Origin of the sequence: Coleofasciculus sp., from assembly GCF_046565525.1 — a bacterium.
In the GTDB taxonomy this organism is placed as follows: domain Bacteria; phylum Cyanobacteriota; class Cyanobacteriia; order Cyanobacteriales; family Coleofasciculaceae; genus Coleofasciculus.
The window spans coordinates 1-26,875 of the sequence record NZ_JBKHUP010000041.1 but is presented as its reverse complement, the minus strand read 5'-3'; the positions used below and the strand labels follow the sequence as shown (position 1 = coordinate 26,875).

The 26,875-nt window shown below is 43.9% G+C and carries 27 protein-coding genes; 9 read left to right on the top strand and 18 right to left on the bottom strand.

Features of this window, described 5'->3' with window-relative positions:
- The first annotated feature begins 33 nt into the window (after positions 1-33).
- The 3 genes from ACLGGO_RS16130 (at position 34) to ACLGGO_RS16120 (ending at position 1,807) form a co-directional block, all read left to right on the top strand.
- Positions 34-933 carry a M15 family metallopeptidase gene (locus ACLGGO_RS16130; protein WP_446420061.1) on the top strand — a complete coding sequence of 300 codons (900 nt, stop codon included), beginning with the start codon at positions 34-36 and terminating at the stop codon, positions 931-933.
- Between the two features lie 62 nt (positions 934-995).
- Positions 996-1,679, top strand: coding sequence for an ATP-dependent Zn protease (locus ACLGGO_RS16125; protein WP_446420060.1), 684 nt, complete (start codon positions 996-998; stop codon positions 1,677-1,679).
- The gene (locus ACLGGO_RS16120; RefSeq protein WP_446420059.1) at positions 1,631-1,807 is read left to right on the top strand and encodes a hypothetical protein; all 177 of its coding nucleotides are present in this window, start codon (positions 1,631-1,633) and stop codon (positions 1,805-1,807) included. The genes ACLGGO_RS16125 and ACLGGO_RS16120 overlap by 49 nt, the downstream gene beginning before the upstream one ends.
- A gap of 219 nt (positions 1,808-2,026) precedes the next feature.
- On the opposite strand, the gene ACLGGO_RS16115 is transcribed toward ACLGGO_RS16120, so the two are convergent.
- The 3 genes from ACLGGO_RS16115 to ACLGGO_RS16105 all read right to left on the bottom strand — a co-directional run bounded on the left by ACLGGO_RS16115 (position 2,027) and on the right by ACLGGO_RS16105 (position 5,004).
- On the bottom strand, positions 2,027-3,016 hold the full coding sequence (locus tag ACLGGO_RS16115) for a GGDEF domain-containing protein (RefSeq protein ID WP_446336658.1): 990 nt from the start codon (positions 3,014-3,016) through the stop codon (positions 2,027-2,029).
- Between the two features lie 526 nt (positions 3,017-3,542).
- On the bottom strand, positions 3,543-4,262 hold the full coding sequence (locus ACLGGO_RS16110) for a PEP-CTERM sorting domain-containing protein (RefSeq protein WP_446420058.1): 720 nt from the start codon (positions 4,260-4,262) through the stop codon (positions 3,543-3,545).
- Between the two features lie 58 nt (positions 4,263-4,320).
- Positions 4,321-5,004, bottom strand: coding sequence for a PEP-CTERM sorting domain-containing protein (locus ACLGGO_RS16105; RefSeq protein WP_446420057.1), 684 nt, complete (start codon positions 5,002-5,004; stop codon positions 4,321-4,323).
- Positions 5,005-5,643: 639 nt separating this feature from the next.
- Between ACLGGO_RS16105 and ACLGGO_RS16100 the strand changes: the two genes are divergently transcribed.
- Positions 5,644-6,300 (top strand): PEP-CTERM sorting domain-containing protein, encoded by a 657-nt coding sequence (locus ACLGGO_RS16100; RefSeq protein ID WP_446420056.1) that lies wholly within the window; start codon positions 5,644-5,646, stop codon positions 6,298-6,300.
- A gap of 335 nt (positions 6,301-6,635) precedes the next feature.
- Here ACLGGO_RS16100 and ACLGGO_RS16095 read toward each other — a convergent pair whose 3' ends face one another.
- On the bottom strand, positions 6,636-7,991 hold the full coding sequence (locus tag ACLGGO_RS16095) for an AAA-like domain-containing protein (protein WP_446420055.1): 1,356 nt from the start codon (positions 7,989-7,991) through the stop codon (positions 6,636-6,638).
- 702 nt (positions 7,992-8,693) lie between these two features.
- On the opposite strand from ACLGGO_RS16095, the gene ACLGGO_RS16090 reads away from it, so the two are divergent.
- Both ACLGGO_RS16090 and ACLGGO_RS16085 read left to right on the top strand, forming a co-directional pair.
- Entirely contained in the window at positions 8,694-9,071 is a 378-nt protein-coding gene (locus ACLGGO_RS16090) for a response regulator transcription factor (protein WP_446420054.1), read from the top strand.
- Positions 9,072-9,201: 130 nt separating this feature from the next.
- Complete coding sequence (locus tag ACLGGO_RS16085; RefSeq protein ID WP_446420053.1) at positions 9,202-10,065, top strand: DUF4388 domain-containing protein; 864 nt, start codon at positions 9,202-9,204, stop codon at positions 10,063-10,065.
- A gap of 100 nt (positions 10,066-10,165) precedes the next feature.
- Here the strand turns inward: ACLGGO_RS16085 and ACLGGO_RS16080 are convergent, their stop codons facing one another.
- The 4 genes from ACLGGO_RS16080 to ACLGGO_RS16065 all read right to left on the bottom strand — a co-directional run bounded on the left by ACLGGO_RS16080 (position 10,166) and on the right by ACLGGO_RS16065 (position 13,789).
- Complete coding sequence (locus ACLGGO_RS16080) at positions 10,166-10,726, bottom strand: DUF2062 domain-containing protein (protein ID WP_446336652.1); 561 nt, start codon at positions 10,724-10,726, stop codon at positions 10,166-10,168.
- 277 nt (positions 10,727-11,003) lie between these two features.
- A complete protein-coding gene (locus ACLGGO_RS16075; protein WP_446420052.1) occupies positions 11,004-12,116 on the bottom strand; it encodes a mechanosensitive ion channel family protein in 1,113 nt (370 codons plus the stop codon).
- Between the two features lie 187 nt (positions 12,117-12,303).
- Complete coding sequence (locus tag ACLGGO_RS16070) at positions 12,304-13,386, bottom strand: mechanosensitive ion channel family protein (protein WP_446420051.1); 1,083 nt, start codon at positions 13,384-13,386, stop codon at positions 12,304-12,306.
- Between the two features lie 262 nt (positions 13,387-13,648).
- Complete coding sequence (locus ACLGGO_RS16065; protein ID WP_446420050.1) at positions 13,649-13,789, bottom strand: ribbon-helix-helix protein, CopG family; 141 nt, start codon at positions 13,787-13,789, stop codon at positions 13,649-13,651.
- Positions 13,790-13,825: 36 nt separating this feature from the next.
- Between ACLGGO_RS16065 and ACLGGO_RS16060 the strand changes: the two genes are divergently transcribed.
- Complete coding sequence (locus ACLGGO_RS16060; protein WP_446420049.1) at positions 13,826-15,046, top strand: RNA-guided endonuclease InsQ/TnpB family protein; 1,221 nt, start codon at positions 13,826-13,828, stop codon at positions 15,044-15,046.
- Here ACLGGO_RS16060 and ACLGGO_RS16055 read toward each other — a convergent pair.
- The 6 genes from ACLGGO_RS16055 to ACLGGO_RS16030 form a co-directional block, all read right to left on the bottom strand.
- Entirely contained in the window at positions 15,026-15,181 is a 156-nt protein-coding gene (locus ACLGGO_RS16055; RefSeq protein ID WP_446337441.1) for a hypothetical protein, read from the bottom strand. The genes ACLGGO_RS16060 and ACLGGO_RS16055 overlap by 21 nt on opposite strands.
- Positions 15,178-15,462, bottom strand: coding sequence for a hypothetical protein (locus tag ACLGGO_RS16050; RefSeq protein WP_446420048.1), 285 nt, complete (start codon positions 15,460-15,462; stop codon positions 15,178-15,180). Before ACLGGO_RS16050 ends, ACLGGO_RS16055 begins: the two co-directional genes overlap by 4 nt.
- Entirely contained in the window at positions 15,425-15,802 is a 378-nt protein-coding gene (locus tag ACLGGO_RS16045; protein ID WP_446420047.1) for a hypothetical protein, read from the bottom strand. Before ACLGGO_RS16045 ends, ACLGGO_RS16050 begins: the two co-directional genes overlap by 38 nt.
- A gap of 248 nt (positions 15,803-16,050) precedes the next feature.
- Positions 16,051-17,013 carry a tetratricopeptide repeat protein gene (locus ACLGGO_RS16040; protein ID WP_446420046.1) on the bottom strand — a complete coding sequence of 321 codons (963 nt, stop codon included), beginning with the start codon at positions 17,011-17,013 and terminating at the stop codon, positions 16,051-16,053.
- 125 nt (positions 17,014-17,138) lie between these two features.
- Complete coding sequence (locus ACLGGO_RS16035) at positions 17,139-17,369, bottom strand: thioredoxin family protein (protein WP_446420045.1); 231 nt, start codon at positions 17,367-17,369, stop codon at positions 17,139-17,141.
- 274 nt (positions 17,370-17,643) lie between these two features.
- Positions 17,644-19,287 carry an adenylate/guanylate cyclase domain-containing protein gene (locus tag ACLGGO_RS16030; RefSeq protein WP_446420044.1) on the bottom strand — a complete coding sequence of 548 codons (1,644 nt, stop codon included), beginning with the start codon at positions 19,285-19,287 and terminating at the stop codon, positions 17,644-17,646.
- Between the two features lie 155 nt (positions 19,288-19,442).
- Between ACLGGO_RS16030 and mnmH the strand changes: the two genes are divergently transcribed.
- Positions 19,443-20,489 carry a tRNA 2-selenouridine(34) synthase MnmH gene (gene mnmH, locus ACLGGO_RS16025; protein ID WP_446420043.1) on the top strand — a complete coding sequence of 349 codons (1,047 nt, stop codon included), beginning with the start codon at positions 19,443-19,445 and terminating at the stop codon, positions 20,487-20,489.
- A gap of 76 nt (positions 20,490-20,565) precedes the next feature.
- Positions 20,566-21,462, top strand: coding sequence for an Rpn family recombination-promoting nuclease/putative transposase (locus ACLGGO_RS16020; protein ID WP_446420042.1), 897 nt, complete (start codon positions 20,566-20,568; stop codon positions 21,460-21,462).
- Positions 21,463-21,631: 169 nt separating this feature from the next.
- Here ACLGGO_RS16020 and ACLGGO_RS16015 read toward each other — a convergent pair whose 3' ends face one another.
- The 4 genes from ACLGGO_RS16015 to miaA form a co-directional block, all read right to left on the bottom strand.
- On the bottom strand, positions 21,632-22,450 hold the full coding sequence (locus tag ACLGGO_RS16015) for a hypothetical protein (protein WP_446420041.1): 819 nt from the start codon (positions 22,448-22,450) through the stop codon (positions 21,632-21,634).
- Between the two features lie 516 nt (positions 22,451-22,966).
- Positions 22,967-24,436 carry a glycolate oxidase subunit GlcD gene (gene glcD / locus ACLGGO_RS16010; protein ID WP_446420040.1) on the bottom strand — a complete coding sequence of 490 codons (1,470 nt, stop codon included), beginning with the start codon at positions 24,434-24,436 and terminating at the stop codon, positions 22,967-22,969.
- Between the two features lie 266 nt (positions 24,437-24,702).
- Positions 24,703-25,386 (bottom strand): carbonic anhydrase, encoded by a 684-nt coding sequence (locus tag ACLGGO_RS16005; protein WP_446420039.1) that lies wholly within the window; start codon positions 25,384-25,386, stop codon positions 24,703-24,705.
- A gap of 420 nt (positions 25,387-25,806) precedes the next feature.
- Complete coding sequence (gene miaA / locus ACLGGO_RS16000; protein WP_446420038.1) at positions 25,807-26,736, bottom strand: tRNA (adenosine(37)-N6)-dimethylallyltransferase MiaA; 930 nt, start codon at positions 26,734-26,736, stop codon at positions 25,807-25,809.
- Positions 26,737-26,875: the final 139 nt, after the last annotated feature.

Here is a 26,875-nt window from a genome sequence, read left to right as displayed (position 1 = left end):
ATTGGCTTGATTAGTACGCTCAGGAGTGGAGTTTTGAATACCCCCGATTTTCCCGGAAAACCCGCCAACCTATCTGAATCAACAGACGAGGATATTCCCGTAGCGGTGCGGGATACACCCGACACCCGACGGCGATCGCACCTGTCACCGTTTCTGATTATCATGGCAGTATTAGGAGGCGGCGCGATCGTTTTGGGGCTAATCCTATCCTCGTCCACCTCTCAATCCCCCGAAAGGGTTACCTCTTCCCCACAACCCACCACAACGGATACCTCCACCCCAGCTAATCCAGAAGAGAGTGACAACGACGTCGATAATCTTTTGGGACACCTCCCCTACGAAGAAGCCCCCCTATCCGAACTCGAACCCATTACCTCAGATGGTCGCATTAAACTACGGGAAGCGGCGGCAAAGAAATTTAAAGCGATGAGGGCAGCCGCTCAAGCCGATGGTGTGATATTAGTACCAATATCCGGCTATCGTACATCCGAACAACAGGAGCATTTGTTTTTTGACATCAAGGCGCAAAGGGGACAAGTCGCAACAAAACGGGCTGAAGTGAGTGCGCCTCCTGGTTACAGCGAACATCACACGGGTTATGCTGTCGATATTGGCGATGGCAGAACACCCGCCACAAATCTGAACACCAATTTTGAGAATACGGCGGCTTTTAAGTGGCTGGAAAAGAATGCCGCTTACTATAGCTTCGAGTTATCCTTTCCCAAAGGTAATCCCCAAGGTGTGAGTTATGAACCGTGGCACTGGCGCTTTGTCGGTGATCCTGATAGTTTAGAAACCTTCTACAAAGCTCAAAATTTGGATCGTCCTGATTCGGAACCGTCTGCTTCTCCCTCAGAACCAGAGGATGACTCGAGTACAAAGGAACAGGAAACAAGGAATAGGGAACAGGGAACAGGGAACGGGGATCTGTAGTGATTAGAAATTAATTGCAAAATTCATAATCAACCATCAACAATGCACTTTTATATCAAATTATGCAGCAGACCACTCTCAATGTAATTGCCATTGGCATTTTCGGAATGACCCTTTCCGCTCTCCTGAGTCCAATTTTTAATATTCCACCAGCTATTCCAGCTTTGGCAACATTTGGAATTTTAGGATTGGCTACGGTAGACACTCTCAGCTTTCAAGGTAAAGGTACAACGGTACTATTAGATTGGCTGGCAAGGAGGCGCAGTGAGTATCGCGATCGCATTGTGCACCATGAGGCGGGTCATTTCCTTGTGGCTTACCTTTTGGGGATTCCGATCACGGGTTATACGCTGACAGCTTGGGAAGCCCTAAAGCAGGGACAACCGGGTTTAGGTGGTGTGCAATTTGATACTCAGCAACTCTCGCCGAATCCACTTGCCATTGGCGAAATGCGATTGACTCTGGATCGATTCTGTACCGTCTGGATGGCAGGAATTGCAGCAGAAACTCTAGTTTACGGTGAAGCGGAGGGAGGAATTGACGATTGCCAAAAATTAAAAGAGGCATTGACATTATTTAAACGTCCTGCTGGGGAATTGACCACCAAACAGCGCTGGGCGATGCTCCAAGCTCAAACGATGTTACAGGACAATTGGAAGGCTTACGAAGCCCTCGTCAAAGCTATGGCAGAACGGACATGCGTAGGCGACTGCTACCGTTTGATTCAAGAGCATTACCACAGTTAAACAGGAAGGGAGCTGGGGGAGCTGGGGAAGCTGGGGGAGCTGGGGGAGCTGGGGAAGCTGGGGAAGCTGGGGGAGCTGGGGAAGCTGGGGAAGAAAAATTAGGAAGCTGTTCGGCATTTAAACCTTAATATCAATCATGGCGCAATCCTTGTAGTGCGAGCATCTTGCTCGCTACTCATACGCAATTTAAATGCATTACAGCTTAGGGGCGGGTTTAGTCACATTTAGGTGTGGTATAGAAAGGATATTAGTGAAACCCGCCCCTACACACAACTGTACCTTTGAGCAAAGCGAAGGGTCAAAACTCAACAGTCAAAATTCAGACGTAGCATGCTACGTCTGGTACATTAATAAAGTGTGTCATCACTGTAAAGCACTTGGTTGAGTCCTTTGGCTTTGGCACGCAAAAGGTTATGGTCAGCGCGTTTGACGAGGCTTTCGCCTTTGTGGTCATCTGAAGCCTTGAGACAAGCAATGCCAACGCTAATCGTAATCTCGATCGCGATCGTACCATCTACATTAAACGGTTGCTCGTTGATCAGGTATCGCAGGCGCTTGGCAACGATTTGAGCTTCCTCGCCGTTGGTTTGATTGAGAACCACTAAAAACTCTTCGCCGCCATACCGAAACAAAGTATCCTGTAGGCGCAGATTATGCTGGAGTCGGGTTGAGAGCAACTGCAAAAGGCGATCGCCAACTTGATGTCCATAAGTATCATTCACGGATTTGAAATGATCCACATCCATCATAATCACACTTAAGTCGGTGATGTAGGTGCGGGCATTTTGAATTTGCCGGGGTAACTCCCATTCCATTGCCCGACGATTATTAAGTTCGGTTAAGGGATCGGCAAGAGCCAGGGTTGAGAGCACATCATTGGTTTGCAGCAGTTTTTGATAGAACTTCACACTGCGCCATCCGGCTAGGATATGGGCTTTCAGGAGCCGATATTCTGCCAACGTACTTCCTGGATCTCCTGTTGGGGCGCAGGTCAAGGGTAGGTAAGCATCTGCACCGCCTTCTAGGGCTTCAGCACAAATAATTTGCTCCCGACGCGGATCGGGTTTACCTTCACTCAAAGGATAAGACGGGTCATTAATTAAAATGCAATAGGTCCAGCTTAACTGCAGCTGTTCTTTAACCTGCTTACAGAGATCCAAACTACCGTTCTGAGTTGCCTGTACGATTAAAATGGCGTATTGTCTAGCTTGAACCTTACTCAGAGCCTCCTCCGGATTGGCAGACGCTTCCACCTTGCCAGACGTGATCGTGCGAATCTGGTCAAGGAACGTCTTAAGGAATTGTGAATTTCCCACGATTAATACAGAAGCGTCCATTTTGGGATGTAGCTCGACAAGAGCTGAGACATTGACCCTGTGCACCTGATGTTAAAACGTTTTATACCAGAATTTGAAGCTTTGGCAGGGATTCCCCTTCTCTATCCAGAGTAGACTCTTTTTTGGGCTAAGACCAGTGGTGGATGTGCTGTAGGCAGAAACTTACGCCGATCCTCTTGAGGGTTGTCACATTGCATTGAATGCGATCAAGAGTTCGAGTATAACTCATTTGCCCTGACTTCTACACTAGCTTATCGGTGGGTCGTGGGAGCATCTTGCTCCGTGGAACTACAGAATTTAGTAGAGAGGTTCCATAGAAGTCTCTATAGCAACCTTTTGTAGAGACGTTGCATGCAACGTCTCTACCACAGTCGTTTGTCTTAAGCTATGTGTCTACTGCGATAACTAAAAATCAACGAATAACCCCACCCAAATCAAAGATTCAGATGGGGATAAATATGGCAAAACCTCAGTCAGGGAAGCACCTTCTGAGGAACCTTTTGTGGTAACACGGTAAGTTAATGGATTACTTCTTTTGTTTGAGTTGCTTCAAGATTGAACCGACACCCAGGGAACCAATAGCTAGCAAGCCACCGATTGTACCGGGTTCAGGAACCTCTGTTTGCTCGTACCGATTTTCCACCACCGAAATGAACCCTCTAGCACCATTTTTGGCTTCGATGTTAATTTGGTTCTCTACCCTAGCTTTAGTAAGCTTTTGGTCTAGAGATACTTGATCGGTTTTATTGTTGGCTGGCGGAGCAAAAACTTCGGCTATACCAACCGTTGTGTTATCCATCGCCTTAATGGTTTGAGTAACCTTCGCTAGCACATCATCGTTAGCCAATGCGCTCGGCGGGGAACCTGAACCATCAAATTTGAGCAGCGCACTGTCCAACCGCTTGTTTGGGTCGAGAACAGTGATATCGTAGGCGAGAAAGACATCTAGGCTTGATGATGGGTTTGTGGATGTTGAACGAGCCGAAAAGCCAGTCTGAAACAGTAACCCAAACGGATCATCATCTTTCGTTTGGACGTTAATACTGTTACAGCTATTCGGGGTTGTCGTTCCTGTCTGGCTGATAATACACGCGAAATTGCTGAATTCTTTGTCACCAACAGTAATGCTTTGACCATTGCTGATTAAGTCTCCCAGCTTGAACACTAGTGCCTGGGCTGGGGCAGCAAAAGTGGTTACAACAGTTGCTGCGGTAAATGCGAGTGCTAAAGTACCTTTGTGAATCATTAATGCTCCTAAATTACTACGTGCATGAATAAAGTTTAGATGTAACTAACATCGCTAACTATGAATTTTCTCGCCGTTGCCGTTTCAGGATAGAGCCGATACCCAAGGAGCCTAATGCTACTAGACCTGCTATTGTACCGGGTTCAGGAACTTGGTAGGTCTGAGTAATCATAGAAATTCTTGCTCCGTCAGTGAGAAAGATATCTTTAGTGACGATCGCTTTTGTCACTGATTCACTCAGAGGAACATCTTGATCCAATTCAAAGCCAGGATCAGACAAATCATCTGGCGCTGTCACGGTGAGAGAGCCAAGAAGTTTAGTTAGATTATTAGCATCGACCACAGTTTCTGTAATGGATGTAAATCCATCAGGATTGGTGATTTCACCATCGAATGCTAATCCAATACTGTTAAAGGGTGACGTTCCTGGCTTAGCCATTACTGTGTACTGGATCAAGACATCGATAAATGAGTTTGCGCCTTCTGCTGCGAAAAAGTCACTTTCAAATTTCAGTCCATTGGGAAGTAAAGAGACTTCAACCTGATCACAACTGGTTGGGGTATTTGTTTCTGGATCAGAACTAATCAAGCAACTGAAGTCACTGAATATCTTGTTTTTTGTCTCTAGTGTTCCACCAGAACTCTCTAGAGCCGCTAGACTTATGGCACTGGCTGGAGCTGCTAGCGCTCCCATAACCGTTACTGCTGTTACTGCTGTGGCTACTGCCCATTTCTGAATCATGCTTGAACTCCTTGATTAGACGGTCTACCTTAGATTCCCTGTTTTTCCTGGAAATTCAGGAACTTTACCTTTTTCCTCTCTTTAAAGGTACTGTACTCTCAATGGCGTGTCATCCCCTTTTCGGTGAAGTGTCGGTGAAGTAACCACCCAGTTATGTGAATTTTTGATAAACTGACATCTAACCCAGACGGTGACTAACGATAAAGTAGGGGTTTAACCAAACCCCTACTGAGTGGCGAGGAATCACCAACCCTTTTCGGGCGGTGAGGATGTCAAAAATATACATGACCCACTCAGATCCTCCCTGTTCTCCTGTATGAGCTAGAGGTGATCACAAACTTCCACCAGGATGCACTAGGAAAGACGTATATTAGCTATAGTGTAGGAGTGTAAAGGTATCTTATGATACTTTATAGAAGTGAGTGTGATGGCGGTCACTCTTGAGCTAGACTTTATGGAATCTTTAACAAAAGACGGGTTTTTGTCGTAAGCCTATGAAGATTGTATGAAGTTGCCCTAAGAAGGATGCAAAATTTGTAAACCTAGATTAAAGTAGTTTTAAGTTCACAAGAGTATTAACTCATATCTGCGTGAACTTTAGATCACATATCTTCAACTGTTCTAGGAGGACACATAATAATGCAAACGAAGATTTTAGGTTTAGGTGCTGCGGTTCCGTTGGCTGCAGTGAGCCTCATGGCAATCTCCGCTCCGGCTGAGGCGATAGTCTTCAAATCTGGGGATATCCTTAATATTACCGGATCTTATACAAGAGATATTGCGAATGATTTCAAATTTACATTCAACGACGCTCCAGGTGACATGGACGCGGGGTTCGGTAATTTCGGGGTGACCTTATCTACGGGCGACTTTGAAAATTTTGATACCAATGGTCTGATCGTACCACAGTATGACATTCTGAACGTTGATTTCTCGAATCCCAACACTTACCGCTTTGACTTAAATGGCGGTTTACCATTCCTGAGGCTTAGTGCTAATCCAGTTCCAGGTTCCTTCTCATTTATCATTACCAGCGATGCTCAGATAGATGCATTTAACCCACCTGGTCCGTTAGAAGGAGTATCTGCTTCATTTGCAGGTAAGTTTGTAAGTTCAGAAGGTGAGGCTCTAGGTGACGGTATCCTCACAGGTAATTTTCGTCCTAATGGCTCACTTGGTAGCTTCTCTGGGACTTTTATCGTAGCAGAGAGTGTTCCTGAACCCAGCACGGTCATGGCTTTAGGTGCAGTTCTAGGATTTGCCTCCTTAGCTGGACGCCGCAAAAAGAAAGCTTAACCTACTGGTTGGAGTACTGGAGGGCTGCAATTCAGGGTGTTGCTTTCTAAAGCTCCTCAGGTTTACTTAACCAGAGGAGGTGATACTAAACCCTAAAAAATAACTCTCTCTAGTCCGTCTCGGCGGACTCTATTTTTTTAGAAACACATTTAAGACACTTCTATAGATTCTCCTAACTCCCAATATCCCCCCCTTTCAAAGGGGGGCTAGGGGGGATGCAGAGGGGCTGGGGGTGAGGGCTGTAGCTTAAGTTGACACGGATGAAGGCTTTGCGCCCCTACGGTTTCCGGGCGTAAGGTAATCTATCTTGCTTGCTTAAGTGTGCTAAGCCACTACTAGCAGTTAACCACACGATCGCGAAAGTACTCTTCATACAACTGGCAGCTTACCACGACGCGATCGCGAACCCAACGCACTAACCCGAAACTGTGCAGCTTCAACATCTCGATTGGATCAAGTTCTACAGCATCATTTGCCTTAAGCACCTGTTGATAAGCCACCGCTAAATCTGGATACTGGCGCAGCCTCCATAAATGGCGATGGAGGTGATTCCCATAAATTCCTGTATCTGTCGCTACAGTTTCTAATAATGATTTTAAACTCACCTGATGCTTGACCATTTCATAGAACATCAAACGCACCAAATAGGGAAACCCCCCCAAAAGTCGCATCAGCCGATCCAGTTCCTGGGATGATAAATAGAGTTGATGACGCTTTGCCAACTCAAAGACTTGTTCACGAGTAAACGGGGGTAACTGAATCCCTAACCCCACCGTCAACAGGGATTGATGCGGATGAAACGAAAGATAACCCTCTGTAGAATGAACTAGCACCAAACGCAGTTTTGAAAAGACGGGGATATCTTTGGTATCGTCTTGCCAGGAGTGTAATAATGCGAGAAAGTCCCCCGCGATCGCAGGATACTGCAAAACTTGATTCACTTCATCAACAGCAATAACTAAGGGGCGATCGCTGTGGCTGAGTAAGTACTCCTGGAAGTAAAGCGTGCAGCTAATCAAACAGCCCATTTCTTCATCCCAATACTCATCCAGCTTCGGTTCTAATCCAAGTTGTCGTGTCACATTGACACAAAACCAGCGCAAAAATTTCGCGATCGCACAAAACACTGGACTCTCCGCCTGATGTAAGCTTAATCGTACCGTCCGATAGTTCTGCTTTTGTGCATCAGCCAGAATTCTTGCCATTAACGAGGTTTTTCCCATCTGCTGGGAACCTTGCAAACGCAGGATGGTGGCGGGTTGGCGGATTTGCTGATAGCAGTCTGATTCTATAGGCGATCGCTCAATATAATAGATAGAGTTCAACGCAACTTGTCCCTCTGGTACTTCTAAGGGGACAACCTGCCTAGGTTCCAGCGACTTAGCTGTTGCCAAACCCTTACCATTAAACAGTTTTCGTTCGAGTACCGAGCGAAAATTCGTCTTATTAACTTTTTCCCCACAGGCTTTTGAGAGTAAACGCCATAACTTCGGCGCGACGCCTTGCTTAATATAATTGGCAGAATAACCATTTTCCAGAGAAATCTGATCATACGTCTTAGGTTCATCCTGCCATGATGCCCACAAAATAGCTTTTTGAATATAATTCAGCGAATGACCGGTCTTGGCAACCAGGAATGTATCGATACATTCCAATACCTGATCAATAGGGCGATGTCCCTGTGTAATCATCCTACACCCCAGTATCTATCCTTCTCAGTTCAGGGTATGTCACGCCTTGTCAATTCATAAAAGTTCACTAAATTAGACGAAGTTGACTCCCTAAAGTTATCACTTTAATCTATTGACAATTACAAGTTTATGTGCATCAACCTAAAAACACCGAGGCTTGGCAGTTGATATTCACTAACTAAGTTATCAATTTTATATATTGACAAATCTATAAAATTGAACATATTTGTCAGAATCCAACATTCCGTTTAGTTTGTCAACCCTCTTATTTAAAGAGTCTGTAAATTTTTGGGGATAGCAATTAAAGATTAGATAAAGCTTCCCCTTTCATCAACACAAAGCTGATGTCAAATTTATATATTGTTGGTAGAGGTTAAATCTGGCATCATAATAAGTATAGATGGGTAGGTTATTAAACGCCATAAAATTTATTCCTCAGTTTAATGAGGATGAGCTGGAAGAGAGGTCGCTGGTATTGATCCGCATTCTTGGCTAAAGCTATTAACCAAAAATCGCTGCTTATTTGAGTGATTGTAATGCGTCGTAGCTGAATCGATCACAGTGCTGAACAGGCGTATAAGAATTCAAGGATTTAACCGGAACGTTAGGAATTTCTCTTGTAAAACTAACAGATATAAGTTGGTCTCATAAAGAGTAACTTGTATGGTAGAGTTTCCGGAATCATTAACCCTGATTTAGAAAATGGATTTAGATATTATGAAAATCCTTGTCGTCGAAGATAACCTAGATTTTGCCGAAGCCTTATTTGAATGTCTCACGTTTGAAGGCTATGTCGTTGATGTGGTTACAAATGGCAAAGTGGCTTGGGAAAGGGCAATAGGAACCGACTACGACTTGATACTTTCTGATATCGAACTTCCCCAACTTGATGGGATAAGTCTGTGTAAAAAATTGCGTTGGTACGGCTATCGTCTGCCTATATTCCTAATGACAGGTTTAGAACCAGATTTACCGACCATCTCGACTAATGAAGCCAAGGCTAATGCTTATTTTTTCAAACCGTTCAATTTCCAAGAATTGTTAGATCAGATTCGCTCAACTGTAGCTGTTCCTAGGTAAAAAATATTAGGGGGTGGATGTTTGCCAAGCTACCAATAAACGCTCAACGAAATCGAAAGTTATGTACAGACAAGAAAATTCGCTCTTTTAAAGAGTTTAAACTCAATCCTTAAAATACCTTTAAATTATCATGTGCATCACAGGTTCTCTTGCTGATTTTTCTCTACCGCAAGTTTTTTGGTTACTTGAAACCGGACATCAAAGCGGTTTGCTAACTTTGCATCCTGACGATACGGAGCAAACGTCCTCAAATAAAGCGTATTATATTTGGGTGTATCGGGGAAACCTTGTCGGGATGGCAAATTTGTTAGATGATCAAGGTTTAGTCTCTTTGATTGCCCAACGGCGCTGGCTAAAGGATACCTGTCCATCCAGTCTCTTTGCTAAACTGAGTCGGTTATGTCCCCAGCATCAACCTTTGGGTTCTTATCTTAAAAAACAGGGGATTTTAACCAACCAGCAACTCAAGTGGCTATTCCAAGCTCAAGTTCTCCAGCCGATTTATGATGCATTTAAACTCAAATCAGGTCATTTTAGGTTTGACCATAATGTGCCGCTACCGACAATAGAAATGACAGGCTTGAGTATATCGGCGACACTAGCCACATTAATCGGACTCAGAAATTTGCCGAGTTGGGATGCTTTGGCTGATCAGTTACCTGATCCGGATACGGCTTTAGCCAGTGTGGTGAATGTTAAACCTGATTATCCGTTAAATGACCTAGAGTGGCAAGTTTGGACTTATACTGATTGCATGGTGTCTCTCCAATCGATCGCCCAATACCTACAACTTCCCCTGAAAACGGTACAGCAGATTGCTTTTCGCTTAATTGCGATTGGTTTAGCCGAAGAGATTTTTCTAGAGGTAGAGGATAACTTTACCCCAACTGTTGAGTCTCCATCATCAGGGTTACGTCAAGACTCCTATCGGGAAACCGTCAGTTATTCATTTCTGCAAAATTTACTGGGATTTTTAGTCCCTAAAGCATCGTAATATCCTCCTACACCGTAATCTTTGATTCGGTGTAGGCTTCCGTACCTCACGATTTGGCATTCCTAGTTTTTCTCTTACAAGGTTTCGCCTCTGACGGTTTTTAGCGATGACGTTGGCGATTTGATCGATAAGAGGCGCGAACCCGCCGCACCAGTATCAATCCTAGGAAATAACTACAAATCGCACCAACCATTCCCACTGTAAAGCAGCCGACAAATAACGGTCCGATAATCTCAGATCCTAATTCTTTGAACTCCTGCCAAGATCCTAGGCTAATATCGGTTAAGCCATTTTGCTGGAGTAGCCATTGACCGACATGGAAGTTAAATGCATAAATCGGCACATACGTCAATGGATTACTCACCCAAGTACCAGCCGCCGCGATAATTTTATTTCCGCGAAAGATAAGGGCTAGACATATACCTAAAATGGTTTGTAGCCCAAATAAGGGAAACAGTCCCGCAAACACACCACAGGCTAAGCCGCGTGCGATCACTTCTGGGGGTCCAGAGAGACGAATTAAGCGCCAGTAATAGTATTGTAAGCGGCGCCGGAAACTGGGTCTGATATAGCGGTTGCGATTGGGGGGAGGACAAATGGGTTCAGATTTTACCTCTAATGATGAATGTTGGGGGCGAGTTTGCAAGGAATTTCCAGACATACAGGCTAGAGAATCTACAGTTACAGCAAGGGGAGTAGGGAGTCTATACTCATCCTAACTGACACTCGCGATCGCGATCGAGTTCCATCGTCCTCATTGATTGGTCTTATGTCATTAGTCTTATGTTAAGCTGTTCGGCATTTAAACCTTAATATCAATAATGGCGCAATCCTTGTAGTGCGAGCATCTTGCTCGCTACTCATACCCAATTTAAATGCATTACAGCTTAAAGAAGGGGTAATTTAAGTTTTTCATACATAATTCATCATAATTCAGATCAGATAGTAATTGGCGAATCTACATAAATCGTCGGTTCATTCATCTTAAAGTTAATTCCATAAGCCAATAATTTTTTGGAAATTTTTTCATTAGCTAGTTCCAATAGGCGTTTACGTAATTGAATTGAATTTTCACTAGATCCGAGAATAAAAAACGTTACTCGAGCCCGGGTAGTTTCTTCTTCCAAGGAGGGAATTAAAGTAATATTTGTACTTCCTGGATCGATACCAAATAAAGCGTTCGTACTTTCGGTAATAATTTGCTGAACTAAAGCTTTTTCTCGTTCTTCCAAAAGTTGAGCAAAATCCAAATAGAGTAACACCATAACTTTCTTCCCTCGGGTGACATTTTCGATTTCCCAATTTGCCATCGTTGAGTTAGGAACAATCAAAAGTGTGCTTTTAGCCGCTGTGCGAATTTTTGTAGACCGCAAGCCAATCGATTCAACGCGACCAAACACCTCATTAGGTAAACGAATATATTCTCCCGGAATAAACGGACGGTCTAAATAAAGGACAATCGTACCCAAAAGCTGTTCCAATGTCTTTTGTGCCGCAAACGCGATCGCAATACCGCCAATCCCAAAACTGGCGAGTAAGCCGACTAAATTGACTTCCTGGCTTTGAGCAAATGCGACCACAGCAATAAACCCAATAATTACATTAGCTAGAGTCTCAAACACAAGAAGCAATTCATCAACTTCCCGTCCGAGTTTCCGCACTAATCCTATCCCATACACTCGCACAAATTGGCGAAATAAGCGAGAGGCTAACCAAGCCACACTCACGGTTACGGCTAAATCCATAAATGGAAGCATGAAGTTATACAACCCTGGATACTCCCTCAGCCAAGCCAGTGAGAATGAGAGTAGGATTAAGGTTCCAGCAAACTTGAAAGCTTTTTGGAGTGGGTCAATCAAATTATCATAAATTTCCTTTCCCTGCTTAATTGAAAATCTGTGGATAATCCAGCTAACCAGAATCGGAGTATATCGACCCGCCAAAATAGAAAGGAGAGCAAATATTAAGAAAAGAACATAGTTAGGCAAATTTAAGGAGTAAATAAATTGATAAACATCACGAATTCTGTTGGCTATATCAGTTAAATTCATCGGCTAGTACTGCTATTTGGGAAGTCGGAATTCCTATACAGACACGACAGGTCACGTCTGTATTTTACTACGGGAGCTAAATGCTCACTTACAAGTTCCCCTGAGTAGCCCGCACCCGCCCCTACAGTATAACTTTTGACCCGGCACGACCTTTGAGGGCAAGCTTTTGACTTCCCAGGTAACGGTACTAGATTGTAATCGGTGAATCCACATTAATGGTTTGTTCTTCAATGTCAAAGGCAATCCCATATTCTTTAAGTTGCTTAGCGATATTTTGTTTAGCAATATCAAGGAGTTGACGCCGCAATTCCATAGAAAACTCACCGGAACCCAAGATAAAAAAGTTAATTTGGGCTTGAGTCATTGCCGGAGATCCATCTTGGATGATATCTTTAAATGTGACGTCTGTACTGCGAGAGTCAATCCCAAAGATATCAATTGTGCTTTCTAATATAACTTGGCGGATCAGCGATTTTTCTTGGTCGGGTACCGGACGATAGAAAATTAATGAGATAATCGAAATCACCTTCTTAGCGCCCGTGAAGTTTTCGATACTGACCTGAGTCAGGGAACTATTGGGAATCACCATTAATGTTCCTTTACCAGAGGTACGAATTTTGGTAGACCGCAGTCCAATGGATTCGACTCTGCCAAAAGTGCCATCGGGTAGACCAATATAATCATCGACGACAAAGGGACGGTCGATATAAATCACAATACCACCGAGTAACTGTTCCAGGGTTTTTTGTGCCGCAAAAGCCACAGCAAATCCGCCAATTCCCAAACTTGCGAACAAGCCCAAAATATTGATTTGATGGGTTTGAGCAAATATAATGATAATGATGACAATAACCACTAAATTGACAATCAGTTTGGAAAGGAGTAAGAGTTCACTATTCACCTTTCGTCCACTTTGCAGGGTGGCATTTAAAAGATAGGCATCAAAAAATCGCTTGAATAACCGAGAGCCTAACAAAGTCGCGGTAATCGCTAAGGCGAGACTGATGGGGAGTTCAATCAACTTGATAAACTCCCGTTTGGCATAGGCGAGAAAAATAATATCGGTTAAGGTTAGACTCAGGGCTAGACCGAGTAATTCTTTTTCCGGTTGAATCACCTTGGGATAGAGATCCTTGAACCCCTCAAAGGCTGAACCCAGCCAGCGAAAGGCAAACGAACCGCCCGCGATCGCGAAAATCCCGGCAAGTCCGAGTAAAATTAATGTTTTCAGGGTATCGAAATCCAGGAGTCCTGGTAAGGCATCCAGCATTCTAGTCTCCAATTTCAGCAATTAGCCGTGTTAGACTATTATGGCGCGGAGTAGGGGTTTGGTTACCAAACCCCTACGGCGATAACTGAATCGTTCCCGCACTCCCCGGAGAATAGATTACCCCATATTTCGCGAGTAACCCTTCTTCCCGCACGCGATCGCGACGTGTATTCTGTGGCAATACTGTCTCGATGTTTACTCCCAGAGGTGCCAAAGTAGGTATGAATTGTTACCGGAAAATAGGGTCTAAAGCCTCGCCCTTTTAGGGCGACTTTTTATCGGTAGTTTCCAAGTTCCGAATAAACTCTCTTAGCACATCATTTTGCGTTCTTTCTGTCTGGGCGCAATACCGCCTCAGTCGTTCAAATTCCGCGTCAGAACATCTAATCGATAAATGCTTCATGGCTTAATATTGGCTGCAATATGCTATCATATTAGCATGAAAAGCCGATACCAGTTCCGAATCTATCCCACTCCTGGTCAGTGTCAGTCATTGGCGCGACTGTTTGGGTGTGTACGGGTAGTCTGGAATGATGCCCTAGCGTTGTGTAAGCAGTCGGATAAGCTACCCAAAAATAGTGAACTCCAGAAGCTATGCATCACCCAGGCTAAGAAAACTGAAGACAGGGCGTGGCTGGGACAGGTGTCGGCTATTCCCCTGCAACAATCGGTTGCTGATTTGGGGGTAGCCTTCAAAAACTTCTTTCAATCCCGTTCCGGTAAGCGCAAAGGAAAAAAGGTAAACCCACCACGGTTTAAGCGGCGAGTTAATCGTCAGACAGCGCGGTTTACTAGGGGTGGGTTTAAGGTCAAAGCTGCTAAGGTCTATTTAGCCAAAATCGGGGAAGTTAAAACCAAGTGGTCACGCCCTCTGCCGTCTGAACCAAGCTCGGTTACGGTGATTAAGGATTGCGCGGGTCGGTACTTCCTCAGCTTTGTAGTTGAAGTGGAACCGGAAATTAAACCCGCCAAGTACCCATCCATCGGGATAGACCTTGGGTTAAAAGCATTTGCATCGTGCAGCAACGGAGAGAAACACCATAGCCCAGACTATTCCCGCCTTTACCGTAAGCTGAAGCGTTGCCAACGGCGACTAGCCAAACGCGAACGGGGGAGCCAACGGCGTGAACGGATGCGGCAACGGGTTGCCAAACTCAACGCCCAGATACGCGACAAACGTAAGGATTTTCTGCATAAGCTGTCAACCAAGGTAGTCAACGAGAACCAAGTGATTGCCTTGGAAGACTTGAACATTAGCGGCATGATCAAAAACCGTAGGCTGGCACGGGCAATCAGCCAAGCTGGATGGTATGAGTTCCGGTCATTGTGTGAGGGTAAAGCTACCAAGCTCAACCGGGACTTTCGGGTTATCAACCGATGGGAACCCACCAGTCAGATTTGTTCTGAGTGTGGGTATCGCTGGGGCAAACTCGACCTATCGGTTAGAACGATTGTCTGTGTCAACTGCGGCGTAGAACATGACCGGGATGATAATGCCTCAGTCAATATCGAGCAAGCAGGACTTAAATTAAAAGTCGGGGTAGGGCATACCCACGACTATAAACGGATGGGGAGCGCGTGTAAGACCTCAGTTGAGGCAGTGTGTGGTGAGCCGTCAACCCACCGAGAGTACGTGCAGTTAACGCTGTTCGACTGGTAGGGAATCACCTTCCTTGTAGGGCGGTGAGGATGTCAAATCGGCAGCATTAGCTTGTGAGATGGCGCTGTTCGTAGCCGGCGCTTTAGCGCCATCGGCTAAAGAGAAATAGTACAACCACAGTGGCAAATTTTTCAATCTGTTGGATCACCCATAAAGTTGGTAACCGTTGTATTTTCTTCAACTTCAAGGGCAATAAAGTCTTTATAACCATTCAGAGACAGCCAGCTTTCTTCGACCTGAACACCTGTGAGTTCAGTCACAAATTTTCCACCTTTGACCTGAATAATTGCCCAGGGTTCTAATTTAAACTTTTGTTCCCCCGACCAATATTTGGCATTTCCTTCGCGAATTTTAATTTGATAGGTTCCCGGTTCTAGGTCAATATAGTTTTTCTGCCATTGCTTGAGATTGCTCAAGTAGTCCGTATCCAATAGTATTTATTTCACCTGTATCGAGATCACAGGTAGCAAGTAATTTCTGGCGGTTATAGGCTAACCGTGTAACCGCAAAGCCAACATCGCCAATCACGGTGGCTTCCCCAGTGGTTGGGTTAATATTGAGCAATAATGTGGTTTGACCGTCATCAGTTTGATCGAGTCCATAGAGTTGGGAATCGATAAAGGCAAGATCGGCGACTGAGGTTGCGATCGCACCGATTAGTCTGGCGTTACCTGTAACTAAGTCTAAGGTATAGAGACTGCTGAGTTGATGTGATTGATAATCCTGAACATAAACGGTTCCTGGTGTCAAGTTCACGCCTAAAGTTTTGAAGGTGCGACTATTGCAGATAACCGCTTCTAAGATTGGCGCAAATCCCGCGATCGCGTCTTGAGACGATGACTAAATCAATCGCTGGAATTTTTGAACTCATTTTTTAATCCTAATTGTGTGAATACCGTCTTGAAACATTCAAACTTTAAACTTAGTCGGGGCGGGTTTAGTCACATCTGGGGGCTGTTAATAGTTAAACCCGCCCTCTAGCACGTCTTTAGACTCAACACTGTTTAGCTTTGACTGGGTAAAACATTGGGAATCTCTTGATTCATTTGGAGTTTTCCAATCGCGTCTTTAATCACCTCTAGCAAATGCTGATTTCCTTGCTGCTGCGCTAATTGAACCGCTTTTTGCAAATCCGCGATCGCTTCTTGTTTTTGTCTCAGTTTAGTCTGAGCCAGCCCCCGATTATAATACGCTTCAATATGGTTAGGGCAAATCGTCAACACTTGGTCATAATTCTTGATCGCCTCTTTATACTTTTGCAGCCCATAGTAGGCATTGCCTCTATTATTATAGGCTTCATGATTCTGATTATCCACAGCAATGGCTTTAGCATAACTGCCAATCGCTTTAACAAAATCATTTAAATAGTAATATCCATTACCTCGATTATTATAGGCTTGAGCATAGCTAGGATTTATCTCAATTGCCTTATCGTAGCTTTCAAGGGCTTTCTTATATTGACTTAAGGCGATATAGGTATTTCCTAGATTATTATAACTTTCGGCATAGTCAGGATTAATTTCAATTGCCCGCTTAAAATCCGCCAGAGCCTGTTGATACTGGTTTAACTTATAGTGGGCATTGCCTCGATTATAGTAAGCCCGCTCATAGTTAGTATCCAGTTGAATCGCTTGAGTATAATCGGCAATCGCTTCCTCATAACTCTCTAAGAGATAGTAAGTATTACCTCGATTATTATAAACTTGCGTGTAGCCCGGATTAACTTTCAGTGCATCATCATAATTTTGCAGGACTTCTTGATAATTTTTTAGAGCAAAAAAGCAATTTCCGCGATTGTAATAAGACAGCGCTAAATTGGGATAAACTTTAATGGCTTTACTGTAAATTTCAATTGCTTTATCGTACTGTCTTTTTTGATAAAAACTTTCCCCTTCTTGATTATAATTAAAGGCAAGATTTCTCTTATATTCTAGAACAGCAGGTAAAATCAATCCTAAAATAATCATTAGCCCAAAACCGCTTACTATGAAAACTATAATTATCCCGCCGATTTTAAGGATTTTGACAATAATTCTCAACTTATTATTTAGCTCCATTTATTCTGAAAGACAACTTTAATCAATTTCAGAGGTTAGAGAAACTTTCTTAAATATTCAATCAGTTTAGGAGTTTGCATAACTCCCTTGATCCGACTCGCTTGTTCACCCTCTATAAATAAAATTGAAGTAGGCAAAGATTTAATATCATATTGAGACGCCAATTGGGGATATTTTTCCGTATTCATTTTGACCACTTTGATTTGATCACCCATTGCCGTCTTGACCACAATATAGCCTGAACCATTGGAATTCTGTGCATTCATAGTCTAAAACCTTATTTTTCAAAGTTTGAACATTCGCTACGTTCATACTATAGCAACTCAACTTTGAAAGATCTAGTCCCTAAGATACAGATGTTGAGGCAATAGGTTGGGGTTAAAATGTAAAGCCATTTAACATTTTTATTTTGTCAAGACCTATAAGTCATATTTTTTTAGAAGAATATGATCCCCTGTTTCATCGCTTACTTTTTGAAATAGACAGAACTCTGATACACTCTCCTGGCTATCCCTAGAGGGAGTCGGATATAGCGCAACATCAAGGAGAATTGGGATGAATTCCCATTCCATCTTCTCTAGGGATCTTATACCACAGCACCCGATACAGGTCTAAGGGTTGAGATTTTCCTTTTACCCGCATTGGGGGCATTTTCTCCACAGGAATTGTTCGATCATTGAGTTGATCTAAAGTACTTTGAGCGATTAAAATTTCATTAGGTTTGGCTAAATTACAAATACGACTTGTCACATTAGTGGTATCACCAATCGTAGCATACTGAATCAGTTTAGCTGAACCGATATTTCCCGCCGCAACTTTCCCTGTATTTAACCCGATGTGAATTTGAATGGGTCGTCTTTTGCGTTGAACCCACACTTGATTTAAACGGCGAACTGCCCATTGCATATCAATAGCGGCTCTTACAGCTAAATCTACATCATTGGGTTTGCGATAGGGAGCGCCCCAAACGGCTAGCAATGCATCACCAATATATTTTTCTAATGTTCCTTCATAAGGGAAAACAATCTCCTCAACCATCACCTGAAAATACTCATTGAGCATTTCAATAATTTGCCGGGGTTCCATTTGGGACGACATTTTGGTAAAGTTACTAATATCAGCAAACAAAGCCGTAACTTCCGTATCAACGATTTCTAAATTGCCTTCCTCCCGCAGCTTACGACTCACCGTTCGCGGAAAGAACCGTTCCAGTTTATCCCGCATCACCGCCTCCGCCTGCATCTGGGTATAGAGGCGGGAATTTTCGATCGCGATCGCGGCTTGATTTGCCAGACAGGTTAAGAACTCCAAATCTTCATCGGAATAGATATCCGTCAGGGATAAATTATCCACATACAAGACGCCAATAACGCTATCTCGCGGTTTGAGAGGAACACACATCGCCGCGTGAATTCCTTGTTTGAGAATCGAAACCGAATCATTAAACAAGGTATCAATTCGGGCATCATCTGTTAAAATAGCATTGCCTTGAGTGCGAACAAAATTAGTAATATATTTACTGTAAAACTGAGTATTTTCTGGACTCTCGAATTGCAATTTAACCGCTTTCTGTTCAAGTTGACCAGTTTTTTCATCAACCATCAAAATAGTTGCCCGATCAACCTGCATGATCTCAAATAACAGATCCAGAATTTTTTGCATCAGTCGGTCGGGTTTTTCGGGAGAGGAAAGTTGTTTGCTCACCTCTAGCAAAATTTGCAATTTACTAACCGATCGCTGCTGGACATCTTGGTTTCGTAGTTTTAGAACCGAGTGTTTAGCTTGATCCGGTTGCAGTAAATCTCGCATCGTGATCCGAGTTTGCTCAGGTGCGACTTGTCTGAGAATCGAGAGATTCGAGGTATCGTCATTGAAGGATTTTTGTCGAGGGGAGGGAATGGTTTTCACAAATTTGAAAAACACACTACCAAAGCGAATTAAATCTCCATCCTTCAGTTGGCATTCCTCAATTTTACACTCGTTAACAAACGTGCCATTGAGACTTTGTAGATCCTTGAGTGTAGCACTGTCGGGGGTAAGGATAATTTCGGCGTGGTGACGGGAGAGATACCCATGGAGTATAACGATAGTATTATCGTCCTCACGCCCGATGGTATTGACACCAAGCTTCAATTGATAAACTTTTTTATTAGGAGTATCGGGATCGTAAATTAAGTAGGACACGCCCCACCCTCACCCTTATGATCATTTTCATTCACGATAGCGAATGCTGTGGAGCAAGCTCCCAGTCCCTGGCTGTCAATCTCCCGCCTGAGGCTTCAGATACACTAGAAAAGATTGGCAATCGGGACTTTATCCACAACTCTAGATAAATCAGCATGGCGCGATCGCTCACATACACTCAAGCACCCTGGAGAGAAACCTATACTGAAATTATTGATGTTCGCAGTCCCAGTGAGTTTGCTGAGGATCATCTGCCAAACGCCATCAACCTACCCATCCTCAATGATGAACAACGGGCGAAAGTCGGAACCCTTTACAAACAAGTCTCCCCTTTCCCAGCCCGAAAACTGGGCGCCGCCCTCGTTGCTCGCAACATAGCTCAACATCTTGAGTCTCACTTTGCCTCTAAAGAAAAAAACTATCATCCTCTGGTGTACTGCTGGCGTGGCGGTCAACGTTCTCATAGTCTGGCTGGCGTCTTAAATCAAATTGGCTGGCGAGTGACTGTTATCGAGGGCGGCTATAAAACCTACCGCGCTTATGTGCGCCAACAACTCGAAACGTTACCGCCCCAGTTGACGTTTCAGGTGTTATCCGGTTTGACCGGTAGCGGAAAAACCTATATCTTACACCAGTTAGCTCAACGCGGCGTCCAAGTCCTTGATTTAGAAGGCTTGGCAAATCATCGGGGTTCCCTATTGGGTCAACAGTGGCAAAATCAACCGACACCTCAACCGGCGCAAAAACAGTTTGAATCCTTACTGCTGTTGGAATTACAACGCTTTGACCCCAGTCAGCCGATTTGGGTTGAAGCCGAAAGCAATAAAATTGGACAGCGTTATTTGCCCCCCTCCCTTTGGCAACAAATGAAGCAGGCGAACTGTATTGAAATTCAACTCCCTCAAACGCTTAGAATCGAACGGCTGCTGCAAGAATATCCCCACTTCATCACCCATCCTGACGTATTGAAACGCAAGCTAGGGTTCTTGAAATTTCGCTACGGTGGGCAAAAAATTCAGCACTGGTATCGTTTAATTAATACCGAACAATGGCATACATTAGTTGGAGAATTGCTCAGTCACCACTATGACCCAGCCTACCGTCGTTCCATTGGGCATCTGTACCAAGAAGCCTCACGCATTTTAGAGATTGATCAGGTATCGGATACTACGGTAGCAGCGTTGATTGAGCCGTTTGAGTAATGAGGGCAGGTATGAAACTATGTCAGGTACAGCATAAAATATATTAAATAAATATTGATAAATAAAGGAGTAAAGTATGAGATTTATCAGCCCAAAAATAGATTATGCTTTTAAGAAAATATTTGGTTCCGAACAAAGCAAAGAGATATTAATCAGCTTTCTGAATGCTATTGTTTATGATGGAGATCAAGTCATTAAAGACTTAACCATCGTCAACCCCTATAATCCCGGTCAGACACTCAGCTTAAAAGACACCTATTTAGATGTTAAAGCCGTTTTAGTTGATGGCTCTATTGTGGTAATAGAAATGCAAATCGCATCAATGGCTGCTTTCAACAAAAGGGTGGCTTATAACTTGGCAAAAGCTTATGCCAATCAGCTAGTCAAAGGAGAAGATTATCCCCGGCTTAATCCAGCTATGGCAGTTACTATTACAGATTTTATCCTCTTTCAACAAACAGAGGATGTCATTAATAAATTTGTGTTTCAGGAGAGAGAGAAAAAGTTTGAGATTCTCAATCAGGAATTACAGCTAATCTTTCTCGAATTACCTAAATTTAAGAAAACTCTCTCAGAGTTAAACAGTTTGACAGATAAGTGGATTTATTTTCTGCGAGAAGCTGCGATGTTGGAGGATATCCCTGAGAGTTTAGGTGAAGTATCGGAAATAAAATTTGCCTTAAACCTGGCTAACCAAGCCAATATGACAGTGGAAGAATTAGATATAGTAGATAGGCGGGGGATGATGTTACAAGATGAGAAAGGGCGGATAATTTATGCAGAACAAAAAGGTGAACAAAAAGGAGAATCGCGATTAATCCTGCGACTACTTAAAAAGCGTTTTGGAGAAATCTCTGTGGAAACAAGCATTCAAATTCAAGATTTATCTATTGAAGATTTGGAAAGTTTAGGAGAAGATTTTTTAGAGTTTGATAGTCTAAAAGATTTGGAAAATTGGTTGATGGAGAGATAGTCAGTTTAAAGTTATAAGCAAGAGGAGGCGATTGAAATCGCTGCTACACAAACAAAGTCCGCCTGCGCGGACTGGTTTATAACAGGGGTAGCTAACCCGGTTTTGGTATCATTTGGTAGAGAGGTTGCATGCAACGTCTCTACAACATGGTTATATTAACGCTGGAAAATCAAGGCATCCACTCCAGAACAATCCCGACTCGACTATCTTTTTCTTCTGTCGAGTTTTGCTTCTGAATATCGGTGGATAAGCGTAAGTCTGGGGTAACCGCATACCCAACCGACAAGGTGGTTAAACCGACTTCATCATCACTCCCTGGGGAGACAAAACTTTGGGTTAAAGATATATCAGCCGCACCTGTGCGAGATAAAACTAACTGCAATTTTACACCAATATTTACGCCATCTGTGGTGTAATTATTCGACTCCAGATAGCGATAACCTACCAGGGGAGCCACATTCAGATAACTTCCCAAAGGACGCAAATAGTACCGCAAGTCTACACCATAAGCTTCGCGATCGCCATTAAATGAGGTGTGATAATCCCCACTGACAGTGAAACCGCTACGATTGATAAATATATCTTCCACACCGATATTTAATCCCCCAGCTTGTCCGGTTGAGGGAAACTGGGAATAGCCTAACCGGAAGCGGGTGCGAAAACTGGGGTCATGGCGTATTTCCTCTAAAACATTGGGTACGTCTTTTAACCAGCGTTGTAATACGGGACTATTCTCAATAATCTCTGGATTTAACTCCAATTCCTGGGCGGCTGAGTTTGATGGGGTTTCAGATTGAGCAGTTAGGTTTATTTCTGGAATTGGGGTTGGAATTGTGTCTAAAGTTTGGCAATAGGAGTCACCCCAACTGGGTACAAAAACCCATAGAAAACCTAAGCAAAATTGCCAACACCATCTCTGAAAAGAGTTAACCGGAAATAGGGAATAGGAACTCGGAAAGATACTGTTGGCGAATTCTGGTTGGCTCATATCAAAGGAGTGGGGGCGGAGTTATTGGGGTGTAGGGGCGGGTTTTACTGATCACGTTTTGAAGACAACCCTTAGCGTAACTAAACCCGCCCTTCTTAACCTTACGGGAGCATGTCATCTTTGTCAGTTAGATTCTTGGAACGTAGGCTCCCGCTTTCTCGTTCAGCTTTGGCGTTCCCGAAGGGTAGAGTAACCCAACTCTAAGATTAACCAGTTGGGTTTCGCGATCGCAACAGCCCAACCTACTTCTACTTTAAACTCAATGGCACTGAAAAACGTGCATTTTGGGCTTGCCGAAACCCCTGATATACTGTAGGGTGGGCACTGCCCACCAGAATACGAGGAGCGTACCCTTCTACTTAAACTCACTCCCCTCTCCCACCCCATCCCGTGCAAAAAAAGCTCCCGCAACATCTGGTTTCCCCATGGAACAAACAAAATGTACCTCTTAGAGGTTTGTGGTAAGATGCGAGCGTTTATAGCGCTAAAGCGCTTACTACAAACTTACTACAAACCTTAAAACCGTTCCACATCCTTAAACTGAGCTGACTTTTGAGCATTGGCGGCTTCCCCACAGGTGCGAGGGGTAGGAAATACCTTTCCCGGATTTGCCAAGCCTTTGGGATTAAACACCTGATTAATCCATTTCATAGTCTCCAAATCCGCCTCACTAAACATATCGGGCATAAAGCAGTTCTTATCTGCACCAATCCCATGTTCCCCAGAAATACTCCCACCAGCATTTACACAAAGTCGCAGGATTTCTCCCCCTAATTCTTCTACCTGCTCAAATGCACCGGGAATCGATTCATCGTAAAGAATCAGAGGATGCAAATTGCCATCCCCAGCATGAAAAACATTGGCAATCCGATAGCCATACTTTTCACTTAATGCTTCAACTTCTTTAAGTACCTGCGCTAACTGCGTCCGAGGAATCACTCCATCTTGGACAAAATAATTGGGACTCAGATGTCCCGCCGCTGCAAAGGCGGCTTTGCGTCCTTTCCATAGTTTCAACCGCGTTTCTGGGTCACTGGCTGTGGTAATGGTTCGCGCCCCATTCTGTTGACAGAGTTGAGTCACCCGCTTTTTGTTGGTGCTTACTTCTACCTCTAACCCATCCAGTTCCACCAATAAAATTGCTCCCGCATCTCTGGGATAACACCCTGTCGCGACTACATCTTCTACCGCATTAATGCTGAGATTATCCATCATTTCCATTCCCCCTGGAATAATCCCCGCACCAATAATATCGGCAACGGCGGCACCTGCGGCTTCTATACTGGTAAAATCTGCTAGAACTACACAGATGGATTCTGGGGTTTTGAGAATTCGCAGTGTAATTTCTGTAGCAATTCCCAGGGTGCCTTCGGAACCAACAAATACGCCGGTTAAATCATATCCTGGCATTTCCGGAATGGTGCCACCAACATCCACAATTGACCCATCAGGAATCACCAGTTTTAACCCCAAAACATGGTTTGTGGTCACACCATATTTGAGACAATGAACCCCGCCAGAGTTTTCGGCAACATTACCGCCAATCGAGCAAATAATTTGACTGGAGGGGTCTGGGGCATAATAGAATCCGGCACCACTTACGGCTTGGGTAACCCAGTTGTTGATGACTCCAGGTTGAACCACAATTCGTTGATTATCTAGGTCAATATCCAGGATACGCTTCATTAAGGCGGTGACGATTAAGACGCAATCTTCCACCGGTAAAGCACCACCTGATAAACCTGTGCCTGCACCTCGCGCCACCCAAGGGATATTATAGCGATCGCACAGTTTAACAGCAGCAGCAACTTGTTCAGTGGTGCGGGGAAGTACCACCAGCGCCGGACGTTGGCGATAACTGGGTAATCCATCACATTCGTAGGTGAGTAATTCCTCCTTGCGGCGAACCACACCGTTTTTACCAATAACTGCCTCAAATTCCTTGATAATGGGTTTCCAGTTCCGTTTGGGCTTAGCTTGGGTCATATATGTAGATTTCACGAGTACCGCTAGGAGAAAGTTAAACGTCAAAGGTTATACGGTAGGGGCGAGTTTTGCTGTTTAGTTTACCCGCAACCGATAACCTATCCACAAAACCCGCTCTTGTCCTGAGTCAAACGTTAAAAAGGGATTGATAAAATACTATTTTCAGGGAATCAAGGCTTTTTTTCAACTATTCATATCTTGCTTCATTAGTCAAGCCTTGTTTTGACCAACTCTCTGAACCGTAACAATTCTCGCCCTGCGCCGTTTTAGAAGCGGTTAGTTTGAAGCAAAGGCGATAGATAGGAGTTTTCGGATTCTTGACTCTCCTCCTCCTCATGTTCAGCTTGGATATTGCATCGTTCCGCGCTATAAACATAAACGCCACCCGTTTCAATTTTATAGACCCAGGCATGAATATTAATCAGACCCTGGTACAGTTTGGCATGAATCGAGGGATAGGTTTTCAGATTTTCAATCTGCGTTAAAACGTTCTCTTCAATCGTCGCATTCAATATGTCTTCCCCTTCAGAATCTTGATAGTTTTCCTGAATAATCCGGCGTGTCGATTCCGCGTATTTTAACCAATCATGTACCAAAGGCATTTTCTCGGTTAGATTTCCCAGTTGTAGGAGTCCCTTCATCGCACCACAGTGAGAGTGACCGCAAACAATGATATGCTTAACTCCTAACGCTTCAACCGCATATTCAATCGCCGCTCCTTCTCCACCCGCCGTGGCACCATAAGGTGGAATAATGTTACCCACATTGCGAATAATAAACAGTTCTCCCGGTTCAGTTTGAGTAATCAGATTTGGATCAATTCGGGAGTCTGAACAGGTAATGAACAGAATTCTGGGGTGTTGTCCCTCACAAAGGCGTTCAAAGAGTTCTCGGTGGCTCGTGAAGTAGTGGGTTTGGAAGTTATGGACGCCTTTTAATAACTTTCTCATCAGACAATCATTCCTTATCGGGCGATAACACTATCACAGTTTAGGGGAAAGTTAGAGGTATGGGTAGGCTGTTTTTCCGTAATGATCATCAAAGGATTCGATTTTTGCATCTCTTGCCGATTTTGACTCAAGTTTGTATCAATTGATACTAAATAATTTTAGCGATCGCGTCGGCTTGTAGTAAGGGCTTTAGCCCTAGATTCCGCTCTAGTAACATGGGTCAATTCAACCTACAACCTATTCCACAATTTTAGCTGTGCCACACCACTAGTAATAAGTGATGCAAACGCTGATGGCGAAGACAGCGCAACTACAAACCTAGCTTGAATGGCGCTGACTGGTATGCTGGTGGGCAATGCCCACCCTACGGTATATCAAGATTTTCTTGATCCAAAAATGCTTATTTTAGTGCCATTGAACCTAGCTTAAGTTAATTGATACATTGTAGAGAAACTCCTGCACAAGCCGCCAAACCTTCTCAACTAAATCTGGACTATCCGCATCAAACCCTTCAATGTCTGGATACGCTCGAAACCAAGTTCCCTGACGCTTGGCAAATTGTCGCGTATGCACAACAGTTAACGCTTTTGCCTCGGATAAAGACATCTCACCCATCAAATATTGTTTCATTTCCCGATATCCTAATGTATCCAAAAGTGGCAAATCCCAGCCGTATTTCTGCGCCAATGTTTTCACCTCTTCTACTAATCCGGCTGTCACCATCATTTCAGTGCGCTTGGCAATACGGCGGGTGAGAGCGTCAGCGTCTTGACATTGCAAACCGATTTGAAGAATGGGATAGGGCGGCGGATTTTCGCCTTGCTGCTCGGATATGGGGCATCCAGTGATGTAAAATACCTCTAATGCCCGTAATGTTCTCACTTGATCATGGGGATGAATTTTCTCAGCCGCCCTGGGATCGACTTGTTGCAAGAACTCATAGCATTGAGTTTGACCCAGAGAACAAAGCTGCGATCGCAAGTCTTCATTGGGTGCAACTCGGGGAATCTTTAATCCCCGGACTATCGCTTTAATATACAAACCCGTACCCCCCACCAGTAATAGGGGCGAAGGGAGAGAAGCAATCAACTCCTGGGCTTGTTCCTGATAGTCGGCTACTGTTAATGTTTCAGTAGGAGCGCAGATATCAATCAAGTAATGGGGGACTATCTGTCGTTCGGCTACTGAAGGCTTAGCCGTGCCAATATCAAACTCCCGGTAAACTTGACGGGAATCCGCGCTTAATATTACGGTATTTAATCGCTGCGCTAATTCTAACGCCAGCCCCGACTTTCCTGTCGCCGTCGCCCCACCAATCACAATGAGTTGGGGATCTTTGTTATAGTTCATTGTTGATTGTTGATTGTTGATTGTTCATTGAAAAAATTCTTCTCTCCCCCATCTCCCCCTGATCCTGATAACTGATAACTGATAACTGATAACTGATAACTGATAACTGATAACTGATAACTGATAACTGATAACTGAT

Bases quoted from the DNA above. Each gene is read 5' to 3' on its own strand.
- ACLGGO_RS16125 (WP_446420060.1), top strand. From the start codon at position 996: ATGCAGCAGACCACTCTCAATGTAATTGCCATTGGCATTTTCGGAATG.
- ACLGGO_RS16120 (WP_446420059.1), top strand. From the start codon at position 1,631: ATGCGTAGGCGACTGCTACCGTTTGATTCAAGAGCATTACCACAGTTA.
- ACLGGO_RS16115 (WP_446336658.1), bottom strand. From the start codon at position 3,016: ATGGACGCTTCTGTATTAATCGTGGGAAATTCACAATTCCTTAAGACG.
- ACLGGO_RS16110 (WP_446420058.1), bottom strand. From the start codon at position 4,262: ATGATTCACAAAGGTACTTTAGCACTCGCATTTACCGCAGCAACTGTT.
- ACLGGO_RS16105 (WP_446420057.1), bottom strand. From the start codon at position 5,004: ATGATTCAGAAATGGGCAGTAGCCACAGCAGTAACAGCAGTAACGGTT.
- ACLGGO_RS16100 (WP_446420056.1), top strand. From the start codon at position 5,644: ATGCAAACGAAGATTTTAGGTTTAGGTGCTGCGGTTCCGTTGGCTGCA.
- ACLGGO_RS16095 (WP_446420055.1), bottom strand. From the start codon at position 7,991: ATGATTACACAGGGACATCGCCCTATTGATCAGGTATTGGAATGTATC.
- ACLGGO_RS16090 (WP_446420054.1), top strand. From the start codon at position 8,694: ATGGATTTAGATATTATGAAAATCCTTGTCGTCGAAGATAACCTAGAT.
- ACLGGO_RS16085 (WP_446420053.1), top strand. From the start codon at position 9,202: ATGTGCATCACAGGTTCTCTTGCTGATTTTTCTCTACCGCAAGTTTTT.
- ACLGGO_RS16080 (WP_446336652.1), bottom strand. From the start codon at position 10,726: ATGTCTGGAAATTCCTTGCAAACTCGCCCCCAACATTCATCATTAGAG.
- ACLGGO_RS16075 (WP_446420052.1), bottom strand. From the start codon at position 12,116: ATGAATTTAACTGATATAGCCAACAGAATTCGTGATGTTTATCAATTT.
- ACLGGO_RS16070 (WP_446420051.1), bottom strand. From the start codon at position 13,386: ATGCTGGATGCCTTACCAGGACTCCTGGATTTCGATACCCTGAAAACA.
- ACLGGO_RS16065 (WP_446420050.1), bottom strand. From the start codon at position 13,789: ATGAAGCATTTATCGATTAGATGTTCTGACGCGGAATTTGAACGACTG.
- ACLGGO_RS16060 (WP_446420049.1), top strand. From the start codon at position 13,826: ATGAAAAGCCGATACCAGTTCCGAATCTATCCCACTCCTGGTCAGTGT.
- ACLGGO_RS16040 (WP_446420046.1), bottom strand. From the start codon at position 17,013: ATGATTATTTTAGGATTGATTTTACCTGCTGTTCTAGAATATAAGAGA.
- ACLGGO_RS16035 (WP_446420045.1), bottom strand. From the start codon at position 17,369: ATGAATGCACAGAATTCCAATGGTTCAGGCTATATTGTGGTCAAGACG.
- mnmH (WP_446420043.1), top strand. From the start codon at position 19,443: ATGGCGCGATCGCTCACATACACTCAAGCACCCTGGAGAGAAACCTAT.
- ACLGGO_RS16020 (WP_446420042.1), top strand. From the start codon at position 20,566: ATGAGATTTATCAGCCCAAAAATAGATTATGCTTTTAAGAAAATATTT.
- ACLGGO_RS16015 (WP_446420041.1), bottom strand. From the start codon at position 22,450: ATGAGCCAACCAGAATTCGCCAACAGTATCTTTCCGAGTTCCTATTCC.
- glcD (WP_446420040.1), bottom strand. From the start codon at position 24,436: ATGACCCAAGCTAAGCCCAAACGGAACTGGAAACCCATTATCAAGGAA.
- ACLGGO_RS16005 (WP_446420039.1), bottom strand. From the start codon at position 25,386: ATGAGAAAGTTATTAAAAGGCGTCCATAACTTCCAAACCCACTACTTC.
- miaA (WP_446420038.1), bottom strand. From the start codon at position 26,736: ATGAACTATAACAAAGATCCCCAACTCATTGTGATTGGTGGGGCGACG.